Origin of the sequence: Thermogemmatispora onikobensis (assembly GCF_001748285.1) — a bacterium.
GTDB classification, from domain to species: Bacteria; Chloroflexota; Ktedonobacteria; order Ktedonobacterales; family Ktedonobacteraceae; genus Thermogemmatispora; species Thermogemmatispora onikobensis.
Map to the genome: position 1 here is coordinate 1 of NZ_BDGT01000008.1, position 18,480 is coordinate 18,480.

The 18,480-nt window shown below is 61.3% G+C and carries 17 protein-coding genes and 1 pseudogene; 9 read left to right on the forward strand and 9 right to left on the reverse strand.

Annotated features, from left to right (window positions below; genetic code table 11):
• A pseudogene (locus tag BGC09_RS05335) lies at positions 1-343 on the forward strand (DNA methyltransferase); the annotation flags it as partial.
• Positions 344-482: 139 nt separating this feature from the next.
• Here the strand turns inward: BGC09_RS05335 and BGC09_RS05340 are convergent.
• From BGC09_RS05340 to BGC09_RS05355, 4 genes are all read right to left on the reverse strand, one after another.
• A complete protein-coding gene (locus tag BGC09_RS05340) occupies positions 483-1,391 on the reverse strand; it encodes an ABC transporter permease (protein WP_069802858.1) in 909 nt (302 codons plus the stop codon).
• A gap of 5 nt (positions 1,392-1,396) precedes the next feature.
• Positions 1,397-2,494: an ATP-binding cassette domain-containing protein gene (locus BGC09_RS05345; RefSeq protein ID WP_218103968.1), complete on the reverse strand. Its 1,098-nt coding sequence runs from the start codon at positions 2,492-2,494 to the stop codon at positions 1,397-1,399.
• Positions 2,475-2,999, reverse strand: coding sequence for a MarR family winged helix-turn-helix transcriptional regulator (locus BGC09_RS05350; protein WP_069802860.1), 525 nt, complete (start codon positions 2,997-2,999; stop codon positions 2,475-2,477). Before BGC09_RS05350 ends, BGC09_RS05345 begins: the two co-directional genes overlap by 20 nt.
• A 490-nt stretch (positions 3,000-3,489) precedes the next feature.
• Positions 3,490-3,828 (reverse strand): Sec-independent protein translocase subunit TatA/TatB, encoded by a 339-nt coding sequence (locus BGC09_RS05355; protein WP_069802862.1) that lies wholly within the window; start codon positions 3,826-3,828, stop codon positions 3,490-3,492.
• Positions 3,829-5,076: 1,248 nt separating this feature from the next.
• Here BGC09_RS05355 and BGC09_RS05360 point away from each other — a divergent pair.
• Positions 5,077-5,772, forward strand: a complete 696-nt coding sequence (locus BGC09_RS05360; RefSeq protein WP_069802864.1) for a hypothetical protein — start codon at positions 5,077-5,079, stop codon at positions 5,770-5,772.
• Positions 5,773-5,954: 182 nt separating this feature from the next.
• Here the strand turns inward: BGC09_RS05360 and BGC09_RS05365 are convergent, their stop codons facing one another.
• Both BGC09_RS05365 and BGC09_RS05370 read right to left on the reverse strand, forming a co-directional pair.
• Entirely contained in the window at positions 5,955-6,821 is an 867-nt protein-coding gene (locus BGC09_RS05365) for a purine-nucleoside phosphorylase (protein ID WP_069802866.1), read from the reverse strand.
• Between the two features lie 4 nt (positions 6,822-6,825).
• Positions 6,826-7,722, reverse strand: coding sequence for a tyrosine-type recombinase/integrase (locus tag BGC09_RS05370; protein WP_069802867.1), 897 nt, complete (start codon positions 7,720-7,722; stop codon positions 6,826-6,828).
• A gap of 316 nt (positions 7,723-8,038) precedes the next feature.
• Between BGC09_RS05370 and BGC09_RS05375 the strand changes: the two genes are divergently transcribed.
• Entirely contained in the window at positions 8,039-8,875 is an 837-nt protein-coding gene (locus tag BGC09_RS05375) for a hypothetical protein (protein WP_069802868.1), read from the forward strand.
• 236 nt (positions 8,876-9,111) lie between these two features.
• Here the strand turns inward: BGC09_RS05375 and BGC09_RS22095 are convergent, their stop codons facing one another.
• The 3 genes from BGC09_RS22095 to BGC09_RS05385 form a co-directional block, all read right to left on the reverse strand.
• The gene (locus tag BGC09_RS22095) at positions 9,112-9,279 is read right to left on the reverse strand and encodes a PIG-L family deacetylase (RefSeq protein ID WP_084657971.1); all 168 of its coding nucleotides are present in this window, start codon (positions 9,277-9,279) and stop codon (positions 9,112-9,114) included.
• 225 nt (positions 9,280-9,504) lie between these two features.
• Positions 9,505-9,849 (reverse strand): PIG-L deacetylase family protein, encoded by a 345-nt coding sequence (locus BGC09_RS05380; RefSeq protein ID WP_069802869.1) that lies wholly within the window; start codon positions 9,847-9,849, stop codon positions 9,505-9,507.
• 23 nt (positions 9,850-9,872) lie between these two features.
• Positions 9,873-10,859 (reverse strand): hypothetical protein, encoded by a 987-nt coding sequence (locus BGC09_RS05385; protein ID WP_069802870.1) that lies wholly within the window; start codon positions 10,857-10,859, stop codon positions 9,873-9,875.
• 229 nt (positions 10,860-11,088) lie between these two features.
• Between BGC09_RS05385 and ispE the strand changes: the two genes are divergently transcribed.
• The 6 genes from ispE to BGC09_RS05415 all read left to right on the forward strand — a co-directional run bounded on the left by ispE (position 11,089) and on the right by BGC09_RS05415 (position 18,453).
• The gene (gene ispE / locus BGC09_RS05390) at positions 11,089-12,021 is read left to right on the forward strand and encodes a 4-(cytidine 5'-diphospho)-2-C-methyl-D-erythritol kinase (protein ID WP_176728849.1); all 933 of its coding nucleotides are present in this window, start codon (positions 11,089-11,091) and stop codon (positions 12,019-12,021) included.
• A gap of 117 nt (positions 12,022-12,138) precedes the next feature.
• Positions 12,139-13,101, forward strand: coding sequence for a zinc ribbon domain-containing protein (locus BGC09_RS05395; protein WP_069802871.1), 963 nt, complete (start codon positions 12,139-12,141; stop codon positions 13,099-13,101).
• Between the two features lie 186 nt (positions 13,102-13,287).
• The gene (gene waaF, locus BGC09_RS05400) at positions 13,288-14,502 is read left to right on the forward strand and encodes a lipopolysaccharide heptosyltransferase II (protein WP_069802872.1); all 1,215 of its coding nucleotides are present in this window, start codon (positions 13,288-13,290) and stop codon (positions 14,500-14,502) included.
• Positions 14,499-15,737: a glycosyltransferase family 9 protein gene (locus BGC09_RS05405; protein WP_084657973.1), complete on the forward strand. Its 1,239-nt coding sequence runs from the start codon at positions 14,499-14,501 to the stop codon at positions 15,735-15,737. The genes waaF (BGC09_RS05400) and BGC09_RS05405 overlap by 4 nt, the downstream gene beginning before the upstream one ends.
• Before the next feature lie 23 nt (positions 15,738-15,760).
• The gene (waaF, locus tag BGC09_RS05410) at positions 15,761-17,170 is read left to right on the forward strand and encodes a lipopolysaccharide heptosyltransferase II (RefSeq protein ID WP_069802874.1); all 1,410 of its coding nucleotides are present in this window, start codon (positions 15,761-15,763) and stop codon (positions 17,168-17,170) included.
• A 53-nt stretch (positions 17,171-17,223) separates the two neighbouring features.
• A complete protein-coding gene (locus BGC09_RS05415; protein ID WP_069802875.1) occupies positions 17,224-18,453 on the forward strand; it encodes a glycosyltransferase family 9 protein in 1,230 nt (409 codons plus the stop codon).
• Positions 18,454-18,480 lie beyond the last annotated feature (27 nt).

Genomic DNA, 18,480 nt, shown 5'->3' on the forward strand with positions numbered 1-18,480 from the left:
TGACTTAGAGATAGCCCTGCAAAAGGTAGCTAGCCTAGGCCATAGAATTGATAAATATATATTTATCACTACAGAAGAGATTACCCCACAGGTTCATCAATATGCAATCAGCTTATATAAGCGAACAGGTGGCATAGAATTTGCAGTACTTGATTGTATCACATTTATCAGACATTTCTTGCATCTCTTTCACCATCTAAGAAACAATTTTCTTGATATCTATCAACAGCTCATTTTAGAAGAGCCAGAAAGCTCCGTCAGGCAAGAACTGAAGGAGGCATTCCTAGCACTGCGCCTGGCAGCAGTAAGTAGCAACGGGGTCGGCGGCGACGAGGGGAACTGAGTCAGGCGGCAGGACTATGGCCCCAATAATCAAGCCGGTATCCCCGCCTCAAAGAGCAAGAGATACCGGCCCCTTCTTCCAGAAAGTTGCCTGCCTGGTCCAGAGCGCCAGGCTTCAGGCTGGCAGGCAGCTCCCGCCTCTAATCCTGTTTATTGAAGGCCACTGCGCCCCAGACAATAAAGATCAGTCCCAGGGCCGCCACAATCGCCAGCTCCACCGGCGTCGAGAGCGTCGTATCGAACACCTTCACCCCCAGACCCAGGGCATCCAGCACAAACTGGGGCAGATTGAGCGCGCGCAGCACCGCCTGCCGCAGCGGGTCCACCCCGTACGTCACCGGGTTAATCTTCGTCAGAAAGGCCAGCCAGTCAGGCAGATTGCGCAGGGGGAAGAGCGCCCCACTCAGGAAGAACATCGGCATCAGGAAGAACTGCATGATCATCTGGAAGCCTTCCATCGACTTCATGCGCGAGGCGATGACAATGCCCAGCGATGTCAGAGAGAAGGCCAGCAGCAGCATCTCTAGCATCAGCTTGACCACCAGGCCAACGCTCAGATTGACCCCCACCAGCGGCGCGAAGATCAGCATGATCGTCCCCTGCAACATGGCGATCGTGCTGCCACCAAGGGCCTTCCCCAGCACCAGCGAGGTGCGTGAGATCGGCGCCACTAACATCTCGCGCAGAAAACCAAACTCGCGGTCCCAGACGATCGAAATCGCCGAGAAGATCGAGGTAAAGAGCACCGTCATGCTCAAGACGCCCGGGAAGAGGAAGGTTCGGAAATCCAGAGTCGTCGCCCCCGGCGGCAGATTGGCCTGGCTGCCAACTACATTCAGGCTGCTGGAAAGGCCTGAACCAAAGATGAAGAGAAACATCAACGGCTGGGCCAGCGAGGTGATGATCCGTATCCAGTCGCGCACAAAGCGCAAAACCTCGCGGTACCAGATGATCACAATCGTATTGAGGTTGCGCCGGAATGGCCCGTTGATCGGCGTCAGGGCCTGCTCAATCTGCGCCGGTTGCGGCGTCGCTACAGTTGTCGCCATGATCTTTACCTCCTTCCCCACTGGCGCGAGCGCATGAAGCCGCGCATCTGCTCTCGGACATCAGCCTCTTCTTCACGGATCTCGCGTCCCGTCAGCTTGATAAAGACATCGTCCAGCGTCGGGCGCCGCACGCTGATCGAGGCAATGCGCGCCGTCACCTTCTCAACGATGCGCGGAACCAGCTCTTCGCCGCCCGCAATCTCAAAAACCAGCTCCCCCTTGTTCTCCCGCGGCTCAACCCCAAAATGCTCCTTAATCTGCTGCGCCGCTACAGCGTTATCGCTGGTCCTGAGACGAATAACATCGCCTCCTACCATGTCCTTGAGCCGACTCGGCGTGTCCAGCGCTACGATCTTGCCATGATCAATAATGGCAATTCGATCACAATATTCAGCTTCATCCATATAGTGCGTGGTCAAAAACATCGTAATCTGCTTTTGCTGGCGCAGATTTAGAATATATGACCAGAGATGCAGGCGCGTCTGTGGATCAAGGCCGATGGTTGGCTCATCGAGGAAAAGGACGCGCGGATAGTGCAAGAGGCCGCGAGCGATCTCCAGACGGCGCTTCATGCCTCCCGAGAAGGTGCGCACCAGCTGGTCGCGCCGGTCGTAGAGATCGACCATCTTGAGCAGCTCCTCGCGACGCTGCTTGCTCACCGCCGCCGGCAAACCATAGACGGTGGCGTGGAAGCGCAGGTTCTCGTCCGCAGTCAGGCGATCGTCAAGGCTCGGGTCCTGGAAGATGAGGCCGATCGATTCGCGCACCTTGTTGCGCTGCGTCACAAGGTCATAGCCGGCGATGCGCGCCCGCCCAGCAGTGGGATGCAGCAGGGTACAAAGCATGTTGATGGTGGTCGATTTGCCAGCCCCATTGGGGCCGAGGAAGCCGAAGATTTCCCCAGGGTAGACTTCGAACGAGATGCCTTTGACCGCTTCCAGCTTGCCGTAGTGGCGGGTCAGGCCCTCAACTTCGATGATGGGCGCACCCGTGGGCCGCACTCCCTCGCTCGCTACCGCCATCCGCAGATCCGCCGGCGACTGAATCCGTCCGTTGAGCTGTTCTCCTTGCAATGTCTGCTCTTCAGCAGCCATGTCTGCCATGTATCTCTCCTTCTCTCTCAGCTCTCTCAGCTATCACAGCGGCCAGCTCTTCTAGCCCGCGAAGAAGAGCGCACCGCCCCTCTTCGCTCATGAGGCTGAAGACTGCCTTGAGCTGCTCCTTCATCTGATGCGCCATGTGTTGGCGCAATTCTCGCCCAGAGTCGGTAAACTCAACAAAAACCTGACGACGATCCTGCCGATCACGCCTCCTCATCACCAGCCCCCGTCGTTCCAGGCTGTCAACCGCCCGCACCACCGTCGCGGGATCAAGGTCAAGACGACTGGCCAGCAGACCGATGGTGTACGGCTCCCCCCCTTCTTGCAGTGCCCGCTGCAGCAAGCCCAACACCATGAACTGGGTCGTACTCACAATCACCCCATGCTGATGGGCCCGCTTGAAACTCGCTCCCATCGCCCTCTGAATCTGGCTGAAAAGGCCCGCAAAGCGCTCCGCCTGCTCCTCCAGATCCTGTACTTGCCTTTCACCATCGGTCTCTCTTTCCATGACCCCTGCTTGCTTCCTTTCTTCCTGCGTTGCCAACTCGTTGCTCTACTCAGTTCGTTGTTGCTACCAATTAGTGGTAGTAACAATTATTGACTTAATCAAAGAATAGCACGGTCTTCCACCACTGTCAAGCCCACCCCTCAATTCGATATATCGTTTTTTGAAAGTATAACGATATATCGGGTCAGTGTCAAGGTGGCAGGTTCTCGCTCTGTTCCAGCGGGCCCCTCAAAGGCCCGCTGGCAGGCTCATAGACGGGGCAAAGCTGCGGACTGTTCGTGCTTTCTTCGTGATGCTTGCCTGGTGATCACCAGCCCTGTCCATGGTCAGCCGGTGAGGGTGAGAGACAAAAAGAGAGGAGCAGCGGCGTAATAGAGGGATCGCCACGGCGGCTTTGCCGTCGCAGATGGGAATGGCAAGAGTCTAGGGTGAGGCTGACGCACAGCGACAGGATCACCAGGGATGCAGGCTTCACCGGCGAAGGTGCCTCTCAGGCACCGGCAGCACCGTCACGGACTGCGCCTTTGTTCGCCTGCTCCGCACGGGAAGGGGTCAGCGCCGCCTCCTGGCTCTGGCCTGCACGCTGCTCCTTCTGCTCCTTGAGCAGGAGGCTGGCCGCCTCGCGCGTATTGAGCGGCAGGCGAGGGATGTTCCCAGAAATCTGCGCCAGCTCCTCAACCTGCAGCTCTTCTTTGATCTTGTCTTTCACTACCCGGGCTTGACCCACTCCCCGACCCAGGTTGCGCGCTACCGATTGGAGCGCCCGCGGCCCGAAGAGCGCCAGCCCAAAGAGGAAGATGATTAGCAGATCAATCGGATGAAAGCCCATAGGGGCCACCTTTCGTCTTGGCTCTCTCGCTTTCCAACTGGGAAGCCAGTAGCCGCGTCCCTACTCGCTGGTTCTTCTTCTCAAAAGTATGATACCATAACAACGTGCCGTCGGGGACCCCTGGATTCATCCAGGGGAGGAAGGCGGCCCCCTCCTTCCCTGGAGACAGCCCACGAGGCAGCGCGATCTCCACGGGATCTGGCTTCACGACGGCGATATCAAGCACGTCCAGCTAGAGCTTGCCCTGCTCTCAACCCCGCACGCAGCCACCGATCTACTACGTCTGATCTTCGACGTCTGGTATCAGCCCCGCGAGATGCGTTCCAACGGAAGCTGGCATTGGGCCTGGGCCGGCTTTGTCGTCAAAAGCCTGGAGGCCCTGATCCTTGGTGCCTATCCTGCGCAGGCGCGCAAGCTGGCCACCTTCTTCGCCCACAATAGTCCCCACAGCGTCACAGTCTATGAGGCCCTGCGCTGGGAATGGACCGCTATTCGCCTCCTCCGCTTCGGCACCCTCGCCCAGCGACAGGCCTTTCGTGGGCAGGCCACGCGCGCTGGAGCCGCGCCGTTGCCCTGGCCCTGGCCAAGGCCAACCAGCCCACAGCGATTCTTAACGACTAGCCGGGACAGGACAGCGAAAAAATTCAGGAACGAAAAAGTGATCGTTAGGAGTTTATTATACTGGAGAGAGTGCCGAGGTTGACTATCTGGCTTTCCCTCGCACCGTAGTCCATGCTCTCTCTCAGTATCTCCTCGCGTCTCTCAGACCTCGCCTCGTAAGAGGGGGCACCCCACCACGAGGTCGCGCGAGGAAGGGGGAAACGAGGAAGTGAGAGGGGAGGGCTACGACTGTGAGTACAGAGGCCGGCAGTGGTCAACGCAGGAGATCCAGGCCCGGAGCTTCCCCCACACACCCCCACTCCGGGCCTGCCGATTGCTGTTTTTCGGTTCCTGCTACAGCAATCGGTCTCCTTCTTTTTGGCCACTTGCAAGCAGCGCCAGCTCCTTTCTCTTTCCCTTAGCCAGGACCACCTTCAACCAGCCACCTGCTCACCTTGTTGCTCCCTGACATGGCCAGATCGGGGGAGAAAGAGGTCTTCTACTACTGCCTATTCTCTGGCCTGTGCTATCATCTAAGCCGAATAGAGAAATGCAAGAATAAAAAAATGAGGAGGGCAGCGCACCGACGCTGTCCATGTCAGCGAGCAAGCGAGTAAGCAAGTACGTAAGTGAGTGAGTGAGGGAACCATGCAGCCCAGAGAGAGCTTTCCCCCGAGTGGCACCCAGCTCCGCACAATCGTTGTCAGTGCCCTGATCCTTTTCGCCCTGGCCGGCATCATGAGCGGCTTCGCCTTCGGGGCCGCCGTGCGCCACCGATCCAGCGCCGGCCAGCCGACGCCATCGCCGACCGTGCCCACCATCGCCCAGCACACCATCACGCCGACACCGACGCCATCGCCGGTGCCCATTCTCCTCGGGATTCCCCGTTTTGCTGCCGGACCGACTTTCAGCGAAGCCGCCGACGGCCAGACCAGCTACACTGTGACCGCACAGGCCATCGACAAGCAAGGGCAGACCATCAACCGCAGCGGAGTGACCTGCAAGCTCTGGCTGGTGCACCGCGTCCCTGACGGGGTTCTTCTCCAGCTGCCCGATATCGGCAAGCGCATGGATCTGGCCAGCATCCAGCAACCCATCCCGGGGCAGGTCAAAGACAAACCCTACGACGAAGTCGCAGGATTGCAGTTCTCGGCAGGCACCCCACAAACCCAGTCCTGCGATTCCCAAGGGCGGGCCACCTGGAACTACACCATCTCCCCCAGCGTGCAGCCGGGCAAGTACGATCTCGTCCTGCTCACCGACTGGCAGGGCATCCATTACAACTGGAGCTGGGCCCACATCGTCATTACCAAAGCACAGGGAATGGGGCCAGGCAACGACTGAGCACCAGCGGTAGTTGTCCTGTTGCACCTCACCGACCAGCAAGCAGCTCGGCGTCAGGGACTTCCTGCCGGCCTGGCGGAGGAGAGGAGGGAGTGGCCGGAACGCGAAGCAGCCAGCGCCCTCTTTGTCCTGTAGCTTGCAAGGCCGATGACAGCGCTCCTCTTCGTCGCTCGCTCGCTCATTCACTCACTCGCTTGCTCCGCTCGGCCTTGCAGCATCTGCGCCAGCTCACGCAGCACTCCCCGGATCAGCAGCACAAAGCGCGAACTGGCGGCGGCGGCAGTCGCCAGCACCTCGCCATGATCTACCGGCTGTCCCTCGCTCCCGGTGGCGCTATTCGTAATCAGGCTCAGACCAAGAACCCGCAGCCCCATATGGCGGGCTACGATCACCTCGGGCACGGTAGACATCCCCACGGCATCACCCCCAATCTGGCGCAGAAAGCGCAGCTCAGCCGGCGTCTCGTAGGATGGGCCACTGACCATCACATAGACCCCTTCATGCAGATGCAGGCTGGGAATCTCCCCCGCCACCCTCTGTACCAGGGTCCGCAGCTCCTCATCGTAGGCCGCCGTCATGGCTGGGAAACGTACCCCGAGCCGCTCATCGTGAGGACCACGCAGCGGATGCCAGCCCGCCAACCCGGGCAGATTGATGTGATCGCGAATCAGCATGAAATCGCCGGGCTGATAGGCTGGATTCAAGGCGCCCGCCGCATTGGTCACCACAAGCACCTGGGCCCCCAGACGCGCCATCACCCGCACAGGCAGGGTGATCTCCTGCGGTGTATAGCCCTCGTAGAGATGCAGCCGCCCCTGCATGGCTACCAACGCTACCCCCTCCAGCTGTCCCAATATCAAGCGACCAGCATGGCCCGCCACTGTCGACGAGGGCCAATGCGGCAGCTGAGCATAAGGAATGGCAGCTGTGGCCTCTACCGCTTCGGCCAGCTCGCCCAGACCTGACCCCAAAATCAGGGCGACCTGGGGCACCAACGGAGAGCGCTCCTGGATTACCGCCACAGCCTCCTCGACCTGGTCGTACAACATAGTGCTATCCTCGTCGCATCAGCAAAGAATCGTGTCCCTCAGACGCTCCCCAGCCCTTTGAGGGTCCTGCTTCTCTCGATAGGTGAGCATATTCCAATAATGCCTGTACACCCTGTGGCTCGCTGCTCCGCTTGATAGCCAGCAGCATCAAGGACTGACGCAACTGACAGGGCGTCAGCTCGGCGATGCCAGCACGCTGAGCGTAGTTCCTCACCACCAGCCAGAAGCCCTGGCGAGTCAGCCTCCGCCCATGATGGTTCACAAAGAGGCCAGGCTCCTCGGGATGATGGCGAGCCAGATAAGGGCGCGAGCGCAGCAGATATTGCTCCAGCGCCATAATGGCCTGCGAGGTCAGCGGGCACTCGCGCACGCACCCATCGCCACGCGGATAGACCAGCGAGCCACAGAGGCGATCGAAACAGCCCACATCGAGGGCCACGAGATCAGTGAGGTGCATCCCCGTTGCATAGAGCACCTGCACCATTGCCAGATCGCGCATGCCCGTTGGCGTGAACGGCGGAATCTGCTCCAGCAGACGCATGAGCTGCTCAGCCGAAAGCACCGGGAAGGTGGTCCTGAGAGCACGGGGAGCTGGCACCGCCTCCAGCGGATTCCTCTCCAATAGCCCCAGGCTTTTAAGATGGCGAAAAAAGGTTTTGAGCGCGGCCAGCTTGCGGCTGATCGTCGTGGGCTGATAGGCGCGCACCTGGCGCATCTCCTCTAGATAGGCCCGAATATCCTCGCTCTCCACCTCCGACCAGTGTCGGCGTTGCCGCTGTTGCGCTAGAAACGAGGAGAACTGAGAGAGATCGTTGCGATAGGCCGCCACCGTGTGGTGATTGATTCCAGCGCCCCTCTCAGCCAGAGTGGCGAGATAGGCATCCACAGCTTCTTGCAACATTGCGACATATCCCCTACCCAGAAATGAGAAAGCAGTGCACCTACCACCATCTTCTCGTCTCGTCCGTGTCTGAGGGAGGAGTGGGTGGCTTGCCTCGGTGCTGGCATTATATGCCAGAGGCTGGAGAGAGGCAAGAGTGGCGACAGAAGAGTACCACTGCGCCAACCCAGAACCGGGTGCTATAATAGGACTATCCGCCCGGCATGCACAGAAACTGAGATGTGGCAGGTCAGTCGGGGCGCCAGCTCGCGCCGATGACTCCGACCTTGCTGCTATGGTACAATCCTATCCACTAGATCGCTAGCGGGAGAGAGAGATGAGCAAGTTTTCGAATATGCTGAGCCAGGCACGGCGAGGCCAGAGCGGCGGCGCCATTGGCTTCTTCGGGAGCAAAAGCCGGCCAACGGTCAAGCCCCGCGCCGCCGCTCTGCTGATTGAGTTTCCCGCCGTCAATGCTGGCGAGGCGGAAGCCGCTATCAAAGCCGGCGCCAACGGCCTGCTCTTTCATTGGTCTGGCTCTTCCCTGGATAGCGCCAGCCTCGCGACACTCAAAGAGCTGAGCGAGACCATCCAAAGCCAGGACGAGAACGCCGCCCTCGGTCTGCGCCTCCTCGGCAACGGCGTCGGTATCGAGCGGAAAACGCTAGAGTCGCTCAAAGAGCATGGAGTCCATTTCTTGATCGTGCCGCTCCAGGCTCCGGCTCGCCTACTGAGCACACACCTGAAAGACTTCGATCTGGCAGTGACGCTACCCTGGCGCGGGAACGATCCCCTCTATCCTCTGGTAGTACGTAACCTGAGCGCGTTCGAGGGGATCTCGGCCCTGCACTTCGATGGGCGAGAGCTACCGCTTGAGCGCCTCAGCATCGAAGAGGCGCTTGGCTACCGCGCCATACGCGAGGCGCTGCGCCTGCCAGCTCTCATGAGTCTGACATCCCTCGCGGGAGAGGCCGCCGCCTATGGTCTGCTGGCGCTGGGCATCCAGGCAGTGATTGTGCCAGCCAGCGAGAGCGTCACAGCGACGACTCAGCGTATCCAGGAGCTGCGCGAGTGGCTGGAGAAGGCCCACCAGGAGGAAGAAAAAGAGCTTCCCCCGCCGACCGTGCCTCAGCCGTCGCTCCCGACCTCCTTTGAGGAAGAGGAAGAACCCTAGAGCGGCCTGCCAGGCCCTGTACGCCAGGTTGAGCGCGGGCCGGCCCGCCGGTCGAACCAATTGTGACCGGCTCAGTTCATCACCAGATGATGAAAAGCCTCTGCACAGGCGAAGCCATGCTCGCTACCGAACGGACGGCCTGGGCATAGCGCCCGCGCATCTGGCTGGCATGGCAGAGGAGTGCCTCGACTTTCTTGTCAATGACGGCGCTGATGTCTACTCAGTGGTTCGGCTGGTCACTGGCAAAGCAGTAGATCTGGCGGACGCGAGGCGGCCAGCGCATCCAGGGTACAAAGGCCGACCGCACGGTGGTCAGGATGTACCTGATAACGCTGCTTGGGACCAAAGGTCAAGACGACCTCCGGCTTGAGGAGACGCACGATGCGGGCGATCTCGCGCCGCATCTGCAGCGACGGCTCAACGTCTCCATAAAGGCATGCCGCCGGGGACCCCTGGATTCATCCAGGGGAGGAAAGCGGCTCTCTCCTTTCTCTCATCCTGGGGTTGACATCTTCAGCTCTCCTGTGGTCTCCCAGCAACGGCTGTGCCTCACCGTGCAGCGGGCGGGGGAGCAGAGCGGGTCAACCCAGCCACGGTGCTGTACTGTCCTACGGGACAGTGGGCTGCCGTCAACCAGCCTTGAAGCCCGGGCCGATGCGGCTGCGGGCAAGCCCCTGGCTTGAGCCAGGGGTCGTTGTTAACCGACATAGTCGAGAAAAAGCACCTACCTGGTGCACCCCCAGTACTTCCGCCGCCCGCCGCTGCTCGGCCTCGCGAATCACAGCCAGCCGCTCCGGCGTCATGGTTGGGTCATTGCTGCCCCGCTGCCCACGAGTGGCCGGGAGATAGCTGACCTCGCATCCCCGGGCAGTCAGGCGGGCAATGGTCCCACCGCAGAGAGAGAAACCCGGCATCATCGGGATGGGCCATGACGACCAGGATACGCTGGCCACCAGGGGGAAGAAGGAGGTCACTGTCCTCTCCCATTGTTTCCTCCTCACTCATCTCCCAGGCGTGGAATAGCGAAATGCTTGCCGGTCTGCCAGTGCAACTGGCGCCGGGGAATGCTCCGCAGCAGTTGCCTGGTGAGCTGCCAGACCCCCTCGGGATCACTATTGTTGCGCCAGTAGTAATAGCAGGCGACTTCATCAGGTTCAGCCCGTAGCGCCAGCTGGAAGAGCCTCGGGAGTTCTTGCTGGCCGTCTTCATCCAGATCGAAGTTCTGCAGCCAGAGCAGGCTGCGCTTCTGATGCTGACGCGCTAGATCAACAAGCTCCCGCTCCCCCCGCTCAGCGCTGCTCGTCGCAACCTCAGCAGCTTGAGGCTGCTGGCGAGACCACCGCCGCAGGTGGAGGCCCAACATGTCCAGGTCTGGCAAGAGAGCGAGATCCTCAACCAGGCTGGCATCGTAGGAGGGGAGCACAATCACAGTCCTGACATGCTTGTCCAGACCTTTAATGTAGGTACAGAGATCGCTCAAGAAGGTCACCCAGGAGCGGCGACGAAAGCCCGCCAGGTCGGTCACATCAGGACAAAGCGCCCGACACACCGAGCAGAAGCAGGTGATTTCGCCGTAGTGTGGCTCGTCGAGCAGGATGCCGTTAATGGGATAGGTATTTAAATAGAAAGTAAGCTCCTGGAAGAGCCAGCGGCGAAAGGGCTCGTGGTTGAAGCAGGTGAGGTCGTGATAACGACCGTGATGGTCCAGCACACGTGACTCGGGGTGATGGAACGTATACCAGCTCGGCGCCGGCGAGGGGGTGGCGAAGAGGTTGCCATGCTGGCCCGGACTCAGGTAGACTTTGAGGCCCACGTCTTGCGCGAGCAGCAGACCGCGCTCCAGGTCGCGCGGCCAGTAGTGACGTTCTTCATCTTGAATGCTGTAAACAATACTGCTGGCGCCCGCAGCGCGAATCTGCTCAAAGTCCCGTTTGACGAGGTCAGGATGAAAGAGCGAGTGGAAATAAGCAACAGTAATGTCCATGACGCTCACCAGGCAAGCGGTCCAGGATAGGTGGTGCGGAGACCGATTTCTGCTCGTGCTGAGCGAGCAGCTTGGCTCTGTTGGGAAATAGCTCGCTGGTAGTATACCACAGGTGGGACAGAATAGTTCTCCCACGAGCGAAAAAGGACTAACTTCCTTCTCTGGAACGGCTTTCTTGACAGCCTGGCCAGGAAGCGGCACAATCCAGACGAAGGGAATGGTTATGGCTATGGCTATGCAATGGCAATGGTTACAACTGGGGAGAAGCTGCACGGTACGCGCCTACGCCAAGATCAATCTGACGCTTGATGTTCTCGGTCGGCGCGCCGATGGCTACCACGCGCTGGCGACGGTGATGCAGACGGTCGATCTCTACGACACGCTCTCTTTGACGCTGCGCGAGGATGGGCAGGTACGCCTGGCCTGCACCCAGCCTGAGCTGCGTACGGAGGACAATCTGGCACTCCGCGCAGCGAGGCTGCTCCGGGAACATACCGGCGAACAGCGCGGCGTGCTGATCGAGTTGCAGAAGCGCATTCCGAGCGCCGCCGGCCTGGGCGGAGGAAGCAGTGACGCCGCCGCGGCTCTCCTGGCTCTGACACGCCTGTGGCAGCTGCAACTGACTTCAGAGGAGCTGATGAAGCTGGCCGCCTCGCTCGGCTCGGATGTGCCTTTCTTTCTCTATGGAGGGTTGGCCCTCTGTGAGGGCCGGGGCGAGCTGGTGACCCCTTTGCCTCCTTGCTGGCCCGCCGAGCTGCGCTGGCTGGTGCTGCTGAAGCCAGCGATCAGTGTGGCAACTGCTGGGGTCTTTGGAGCTTTGACGGCGCGCGACTACAGCGATGGCTCGCATACGCAGGCGGTCTGCGCGGCTTTGCAGGCACAGCGGATGCCTGACCTGTCTCACCTTCACAATGGTCTTGAGCGCGGGGTCCTGGAGCGCTATGCCGAGGTGGCCGCCGGGCGGGCCGCGCTTCTGGAGGCCGGGGCTCCTTTCGTCCGCCTTTCGGGCAGCGGTCCAACGCTCTTTACGGCGCTGGCCAACCTCGAGGAGGCTCATCGTCTCTGGCTCCGTCTCCACAAGCAGGGCTACGAGGTCTATCTCACTCAGGCGGTCTCTCCTTCCTCAGCATCCCTGACGCTGGCTGCTGTGGCCGCTCGCTAAGCCGCTTTGGGCTGCTGCAAGCTGGCCAGCGCACTCGACGCGCTAAAGCACCCTTTGTTATAATGCCCGTATCGACAGTCAGTTTGCCAGCGTTGTTCAGCGCCAGAGGAGGCCACAATGAGTAGCATCTGGGACTCACTCCACCGCGGCCTGGAGAAGGCTTCTAAAGAAGCCGCCCGCATGGGACGTATTCGCTATCTGCGGAGCACGATCGAGCGACTCAAGCGCGATTTCAGCCAGCAGGAAAGTGGTCTGGTGGCAAGGACTCGCGAGCTGTATGAGATGGGTCAGCTGCACCAGAGCGAGCTGATGCCTTTCTGTGAGGCCCTGGCTAGCCTACAACAGCAGTTGAGCGAGGTCCAAAAAGAGCTGCAGAGCTTGCAAAGCGGGTCTGAGACCACAACCCGAGGTCAAACGGACATTATTACAAGCTATCCTGTCCCGGAGCCGGGAACGTTGCCAGCCTGGACCCCTCCCGGCAGCGGTGGAGAGCGAGAGTCAACAGCAAGCAGCCATCCTCTTTACAGTCCTGAGATTGGAGAGGAGCCAGCAGCCCAGATCGCCCCTCCACCACCTCCTCCTCCTGGCAGCATGCCTTTTCCTCCCCCTCTTAGCAGTACTGCCTATCCTACTATCTCTACGCCTCCCGTCGGCAGCAGTCCAATCTACCCCACCGTTCCAGCATCTCCGCTTGCTCCCGTCCATCAGGACAAAGGCGGAGTCACTGGCCCTGGAGAGATGGCGGCAACGCCCGGGCAGGCTACTGCCTTGCCCCTGAGCGGCAGCCTTTGCCCTTCCTGTAAGGCCAGCATGCCGCCTGGGGTACGCTTTTGCACAAGGTGCGGGCAGGCCCTCGTCATGGTAGCGAAGCCAGGTCCTTCCTCCGAGCCAGAGCCTGGCCTGACTCAACAGCCAACGATCGCTATCCCTCCTCCAGTAGCTCCCCCGGCTACTGCCATTGATCCAGCGAGCATCAACAACCAGGAGACAGTACTGCAGCCTCCCCCAGGCCAACCGGTCCAGGGAGGTTCGCCTGACGCGCCTACCAGCGCAAGCGACCCACATGAGGGACGCCCCTGATTGCAGAAGGTGGGGAGACGCTATCAGCGGCAGGGCAGGCTGCGCCATGCGATAATGGCCAGGACAGGCGACAACTGTTTGCCTAAAGCATAGAAGACGGTTGATAACCAATCTTTCTTGATTTTCAGGTTTTACATCATCATATATGACATATATAGATGGGAAGTGAGGAAGAGCACGAACACTATGCCTGGAGCTGCTCTGCGCCAGCATGTGGTGAGTTTGCTTTGCTACATGCTGCGCCTCCCTTTCGCCTGTTTCAATATTGTCGAGCGCCGGCTCCGGCGACGGGCCTGGCGTGAGCCGCGCCGAATTGTGCTGATTAAGCCCTGTTGTTTGGGCGATCTACTGATGACAACGCCGCTGCTCGAGGTGCTGCGGGCGGCTTATCCCCAGGCCCAGATTACGTATGTGGCCAGCAGCTGGTCGAAGGTGGTGCCGGAGCATCATCCCGCCGTGGATGCAGTCCTGGATTGCGGGACGGTCGGTATCCCTGGGCGCTACCGCTTCTCAGCGTATCTGCGCTTTGCTCGCCTTCTACGCAGACAGCGTTTTGATCTGGCCTTCGTTCTGGATCGATCTCCGATGCTGACCCTGCTCCCCTGGCTGGCGGGTATTCCCCGCCGTGTGGGGCCGGACAGCCTGGGACGCGGCTTCTCACTGACCGATCGTGTGCCTGCTCCGGCTGCCCTGTCCGACCTGCGTCATCAGGCTGAGCTGTATCTGGACCTGGCTCGTGCCCTCGGTTTGCCACAGAGACGGCCCCACATGCGCTTTGTGCCTACCAGTGAGGAGCGCCTGCGCGCTCGGGCCTTGCTCGCGCGTGACGCCAGTCGGGAGGCCGAGCCACGTCTGCAGGTCGCCCTCTTGCCCGGCGGCGGCTCTAATCCAGGGATGACTTTGACGGCCAAGCGCTGGCCAGTTGCGCGCTATCGCGACCTGGTGCAGCGCCTGGTGAGCGAGTTGGAGGCTCGCGTGTTGCTGGTTGGAGGTCCAGAGGATCGCGCCGTCAATGAGGAGGTGCTGGCCGGTCTGGCAGCCCCCCCAGGCCGCGTGCTCAATCTGGCAGGAGAGACCAGCTTTGGCGAACTGGCGGCCATTTTTGAGCAGTGCGCTCTCTTCATCGGTAACGATAGCAGCCCGATGCATCTGGCCACCGCTGTGGGCATCCCAGTGATTGCCCTTTTCGGTCCGACCAGTCCACAGGAGTATGGCCCCTATCCCCTGGATGAGCCGCACCACGTGGCTCTCTGGCAGCATCCGCGTGGAGAGCCTTGCTTTTTCTTGGGTCGCATGCGCGCCTGCCCGGAATGCACCTGCATGCAGGCGCTCAGCGTCGATACGGTCTGGCAGGCCGTGCGGCAACTGCTGCCCAGTCCTGAACGGGGGGGAATTCGATGATGATGCGAGAACGGCTACGTGGGGCGCTTCTGCTGCTGATCTATCTCTGTGGCCTGCCCGGGGCGTGGCTGGCACAGCGGCGCGCCCGACGTCCCCTCTCGTCTGCCCAGGCACCTCGCCTGCTGCTCCTACGCCCGGACCACCTGGGGGATCTGGTACTGACAACGCCAGCGCTGACAGCCCTCAAGGAGCGCTGCCCGACAGCCCAGGTGACGCTCTTTGTGGGACCCTGGTCACAGGCGGTTGTGATGGGTCATCCAGCAGCGGAGCGGGTCTTGACCTGCGCCTTCCCTGGCTTCCGGCGGGCGGCCCAGGGAGTCTTGGGACCCTACTGGCTGCTGCTGCGTCTGGCCTGGCAACTGCGGCGCGAGCGCTACGATCTGGCGATCAACCTGCGCCCTGATTTCTGGTGGGGTGCGGCCTTGATCTACCTGGCCGGTATCCCGCAGCGCGTCGGCTACGCGCTCGCCCCAGGCAGGCGTTTCCTGACGCACGCTTTGCCCTTCCCCGAAGGAGAGCATAGCACCTGCTCCAGTCTGCGTCTGGTAAGCACCGCGCTTGAATTGTTGGGTCAGGCCCCTCTCGCAGAGCCGTTTACCCCTGAACGTTACCCGCTTCTTTTCAGGCCAACGGCTCAGGAAGAGGAACGGGTCGCTGCCCTGCTTGCGGAGGCCGGCCTGACAGGTGAGGTACCTTTCGCAGTCATCCATCCTGGTAGCGGGGCCGCTGTCAAGCTCTGGCGTCCAGCGGGCTGGGCCACCTGCGCTGTGACCTTGCTACGCCACTATGGCCTCCGGCTCGTCTTGACAGGTGCCTCCCACGAGCAGGCCCTGCTTCAGGAGATTGCTACCCTGGTTCGCCAGCAGCTCCGGGCCGGCGAGACGCCGCCTGTCTTGCTCTCCACCTTGAGCGTTGGAGAGCTGGCCGCCGTTCTGCGTCGCGCGCGGCTGGTGCTCGGGGTCGATAGCGGCCCTCTGCATGTGGCCGTCTCACAGGGGACCCCCACCGTGGCCCTCTATGGCCCTGCCGACCCGTCTATCTTCGGCCCTTGGGGCAACCCCAGGCGCCATGTGGTCATTCTGGCAAGCGAGCGCTGCCCCACCTGTCCAAAACTTCCCTGCGGGCGCCTTGACATCCCGCCGCAGGCTTTGTCGGAGCATCCCTGCGTACGTCTGATCCCAGAGGAGCGCCTCCTTGCAGCGATAGAGCAACTCCTGCCAGCACGCATGTTGTAGAATAAGGATGGCACGCGAGAGGTATGGCAGCAAGAGAAGAACTCGATGAATATGGCTATCCACTGCGCCCGCCAGCCCGGCGCCGCCTGCGCAAGCTGTTCATCCAGCTCAGTAAGCGCACCTTGCTGACGATCATCTATCTGGCATTGAGCAGCTATGGCTTGCTGCTGCGTTGCGCTCGCCTGGCGCGACGTCATGAGCCGCTTAACGCGCAGCATTTCAGGCCGCGGCGCATCCTGGTCATTCGCCTGGACCTGATCGGCGATCTGGTCCTCTCACTGACGTTGGTGCACGCTCTCAAGCGGACCTATCCCGAGGCGGAGATCGATCTGCTGGCGATGCCTTCAACAGCGCCAATCGCCGGCGCCGATCCCGCGCTGGCCCAGATCATTACCTACGATCCGAACATCTGGCGCCGGCCCAAAGCACTCGTTCGTGGTCAGAACTGGCGCGAGGCCGCGGCTCTCCTGCGTCGGCTACGAGCCAGGCGCTATGACCTGGCTGTGAGCGTCTTTGGCCCCTGGGCAGCGCTGCTGGCCCTCTTGAGCGGCGCCCGGCGACGGGTTGGCTTCGCCGGCGAGGGTTACGCCGGCTTTATGACCGATCCCGTTCCGGGCCGTCACTGGCAGCCCGGCGATCGCCGTCACGAAGTCGATTATTGCCTGGAGCTGGCCCGCGCGGCAGGTGTCAATCTCCAACCAGAAGATCGCTTTCCACGCCTCCCTGTTGATCCACAGGCCCGCCTTGAGGTTGAGACACTCCTCAAGCGTCTCAACCCAGCGATCGATCTCGCTGAGCGTTCCAGCTCAGCGGGAGGACGCAGGCGGCCCCTGGTGGTCTGTCACGTGGCCTCGCATAACGGCTACGCCAAGCGCTGGCCTATCCCCTACTGGGCACGCTTGCTGACAGGACTGGCGCACGAGGCTCAGGCGCAGCTGGTTCTCACGGGAGCCAGGGGCGACCTGCCACTCATTCTGGCCATCCTCCAGCGCCTGGACGGCTCCACGCCGGTGCTCAACCTGGCTGGAGAGACCAGCCTGCCTCAGCTGGCAGCCCTGATGCAGATGGCCGACCTGGTAATTAGCGGCGACAGTGGCCCGATGCACATCGCGGCGGCCACCGGGGCCCCTTTGATCGCTATTCACGGTCCGACCGATCCGGCCCTCAGTGGGCCCGTCAGCCGGCAGGCCACGATCGTGCGCAGCGGAATCTGGTGCAGTCCATGTTACGATGCTCGAAGTCCAGCTGACTGCCGCTTCCATACGGTCCAGTGCATGAAGGACGTCACCCCAGAGCAAGTGCTGGCCCTGGCCATGCGCCGCCTCCAGGAACAGTGGTCAGCGTCTTCTTCTTCTGCGGCCCGCCCTCCTGCACCGCACGCTTCCACTTCCTCCAGTCCAGAACAGCCGGGTCAGTGTCGCTCGTCTTTATGAATTTTGCAGAGGAGGCAGCTACAGTAGTGCAGCAGCAACAAGCATCTTTAAGAATGTCATCATCCAAGGACGAGCAGCAGCAGTCGATCCGCTTACCAGCGGAGGCGCGTCTCCTCGTCATCAAGTTGGCCTCGCTCGGCGACCTCTTGCTGGCTACGCCGGCCTTGCGCGCCTTGCGCGAAACCTACCCGCAGGCGCGCATCGACCTGCTTGTCACGCCTGGCTCTGCCGATCTGCTCGCCGGTTGGGAGATCATTGACGAGATCATTGTTCTCGACAAATACCTGTTCGATTCTCCCAGGCAGGTCTTGACCGATCCGCTCCGGCTCGGGCGCCTCTTCCCGCTCTGGCAACGCCTGCGCAGCGCCCATTACGACGCCGTGCTGCTCCTGCACCACCTGACCCTCCCCTTTGGTCGTCTGAAACACCAGCTTCTGGTGCGCGCCACCGGAGCGCGCTGGCGCGTTGGCCTGGATAACGGGCACGGTTGGTTTCTGAATGTACGGGTCAAAGACGAAGGTTTCGGGGCCATGCATGAAGCTGACTACAACCTGGCCGTTGCCGCCGCCGTCGGCGCCCACACCAGCGACCGTCGTCTGACCGTCCCTCTGAGCGAGGCAGAGCGGGAGCAGGCCCGCTGCCTGCTCTATATGGACGAGGCCCCCGATCCTTTTATGCGCCCGATTATCGCTATGCACCCGGGCAGCGGCAGCTACAGCACGGCTCGCCGCTGGGCCCCCGAGCGCTTTGCCGCTCTGGCGGATACCCTTTATCGCGAGGTTGGCGGACAACTGGTACTACTCGGAGGACCAGAGGAAGGCGAGCTGCATCAGCATATCCTGAGCTTGCTGCGCTCGGGCCTGCCAGCGCGCAGCTTCGCCGGCAAAGGGAGCGTCAAAGTCACGACAGCCGTCCTGGAACAGGTCGACCTCTTTATCGGCAACGACGCAGGCGTCATGCACCTGGCCGCTGCCGCCGGAACACCTACCGTTGCTATTTTCGGCCTTTCCAACCATCGCGCCTGGGGTCCCTATACCGGCGGCGTGCCTGGAAGACAGGCGGTCGTCGTACGCCTTGACCTGCCCTGCATGCCCTGCTTCTACCGCGGCCATGAGCTGGGCACCCCCGAGGGCTGCGCTACCCGCGACTGCCTGGCCCAACTTGGCGTCGATCCGGTCGCTACCGCAGCGCGCAGCCTTTTACTCCAGGCCGGCTACCGTCCCGCCTCGCCCCTTCACACCTCTCAGCCTTCCCAAGCGGGCACGCCCAATGAGGACCACTGAAGACGAGCCGCGGCTTTGATTTGAGGC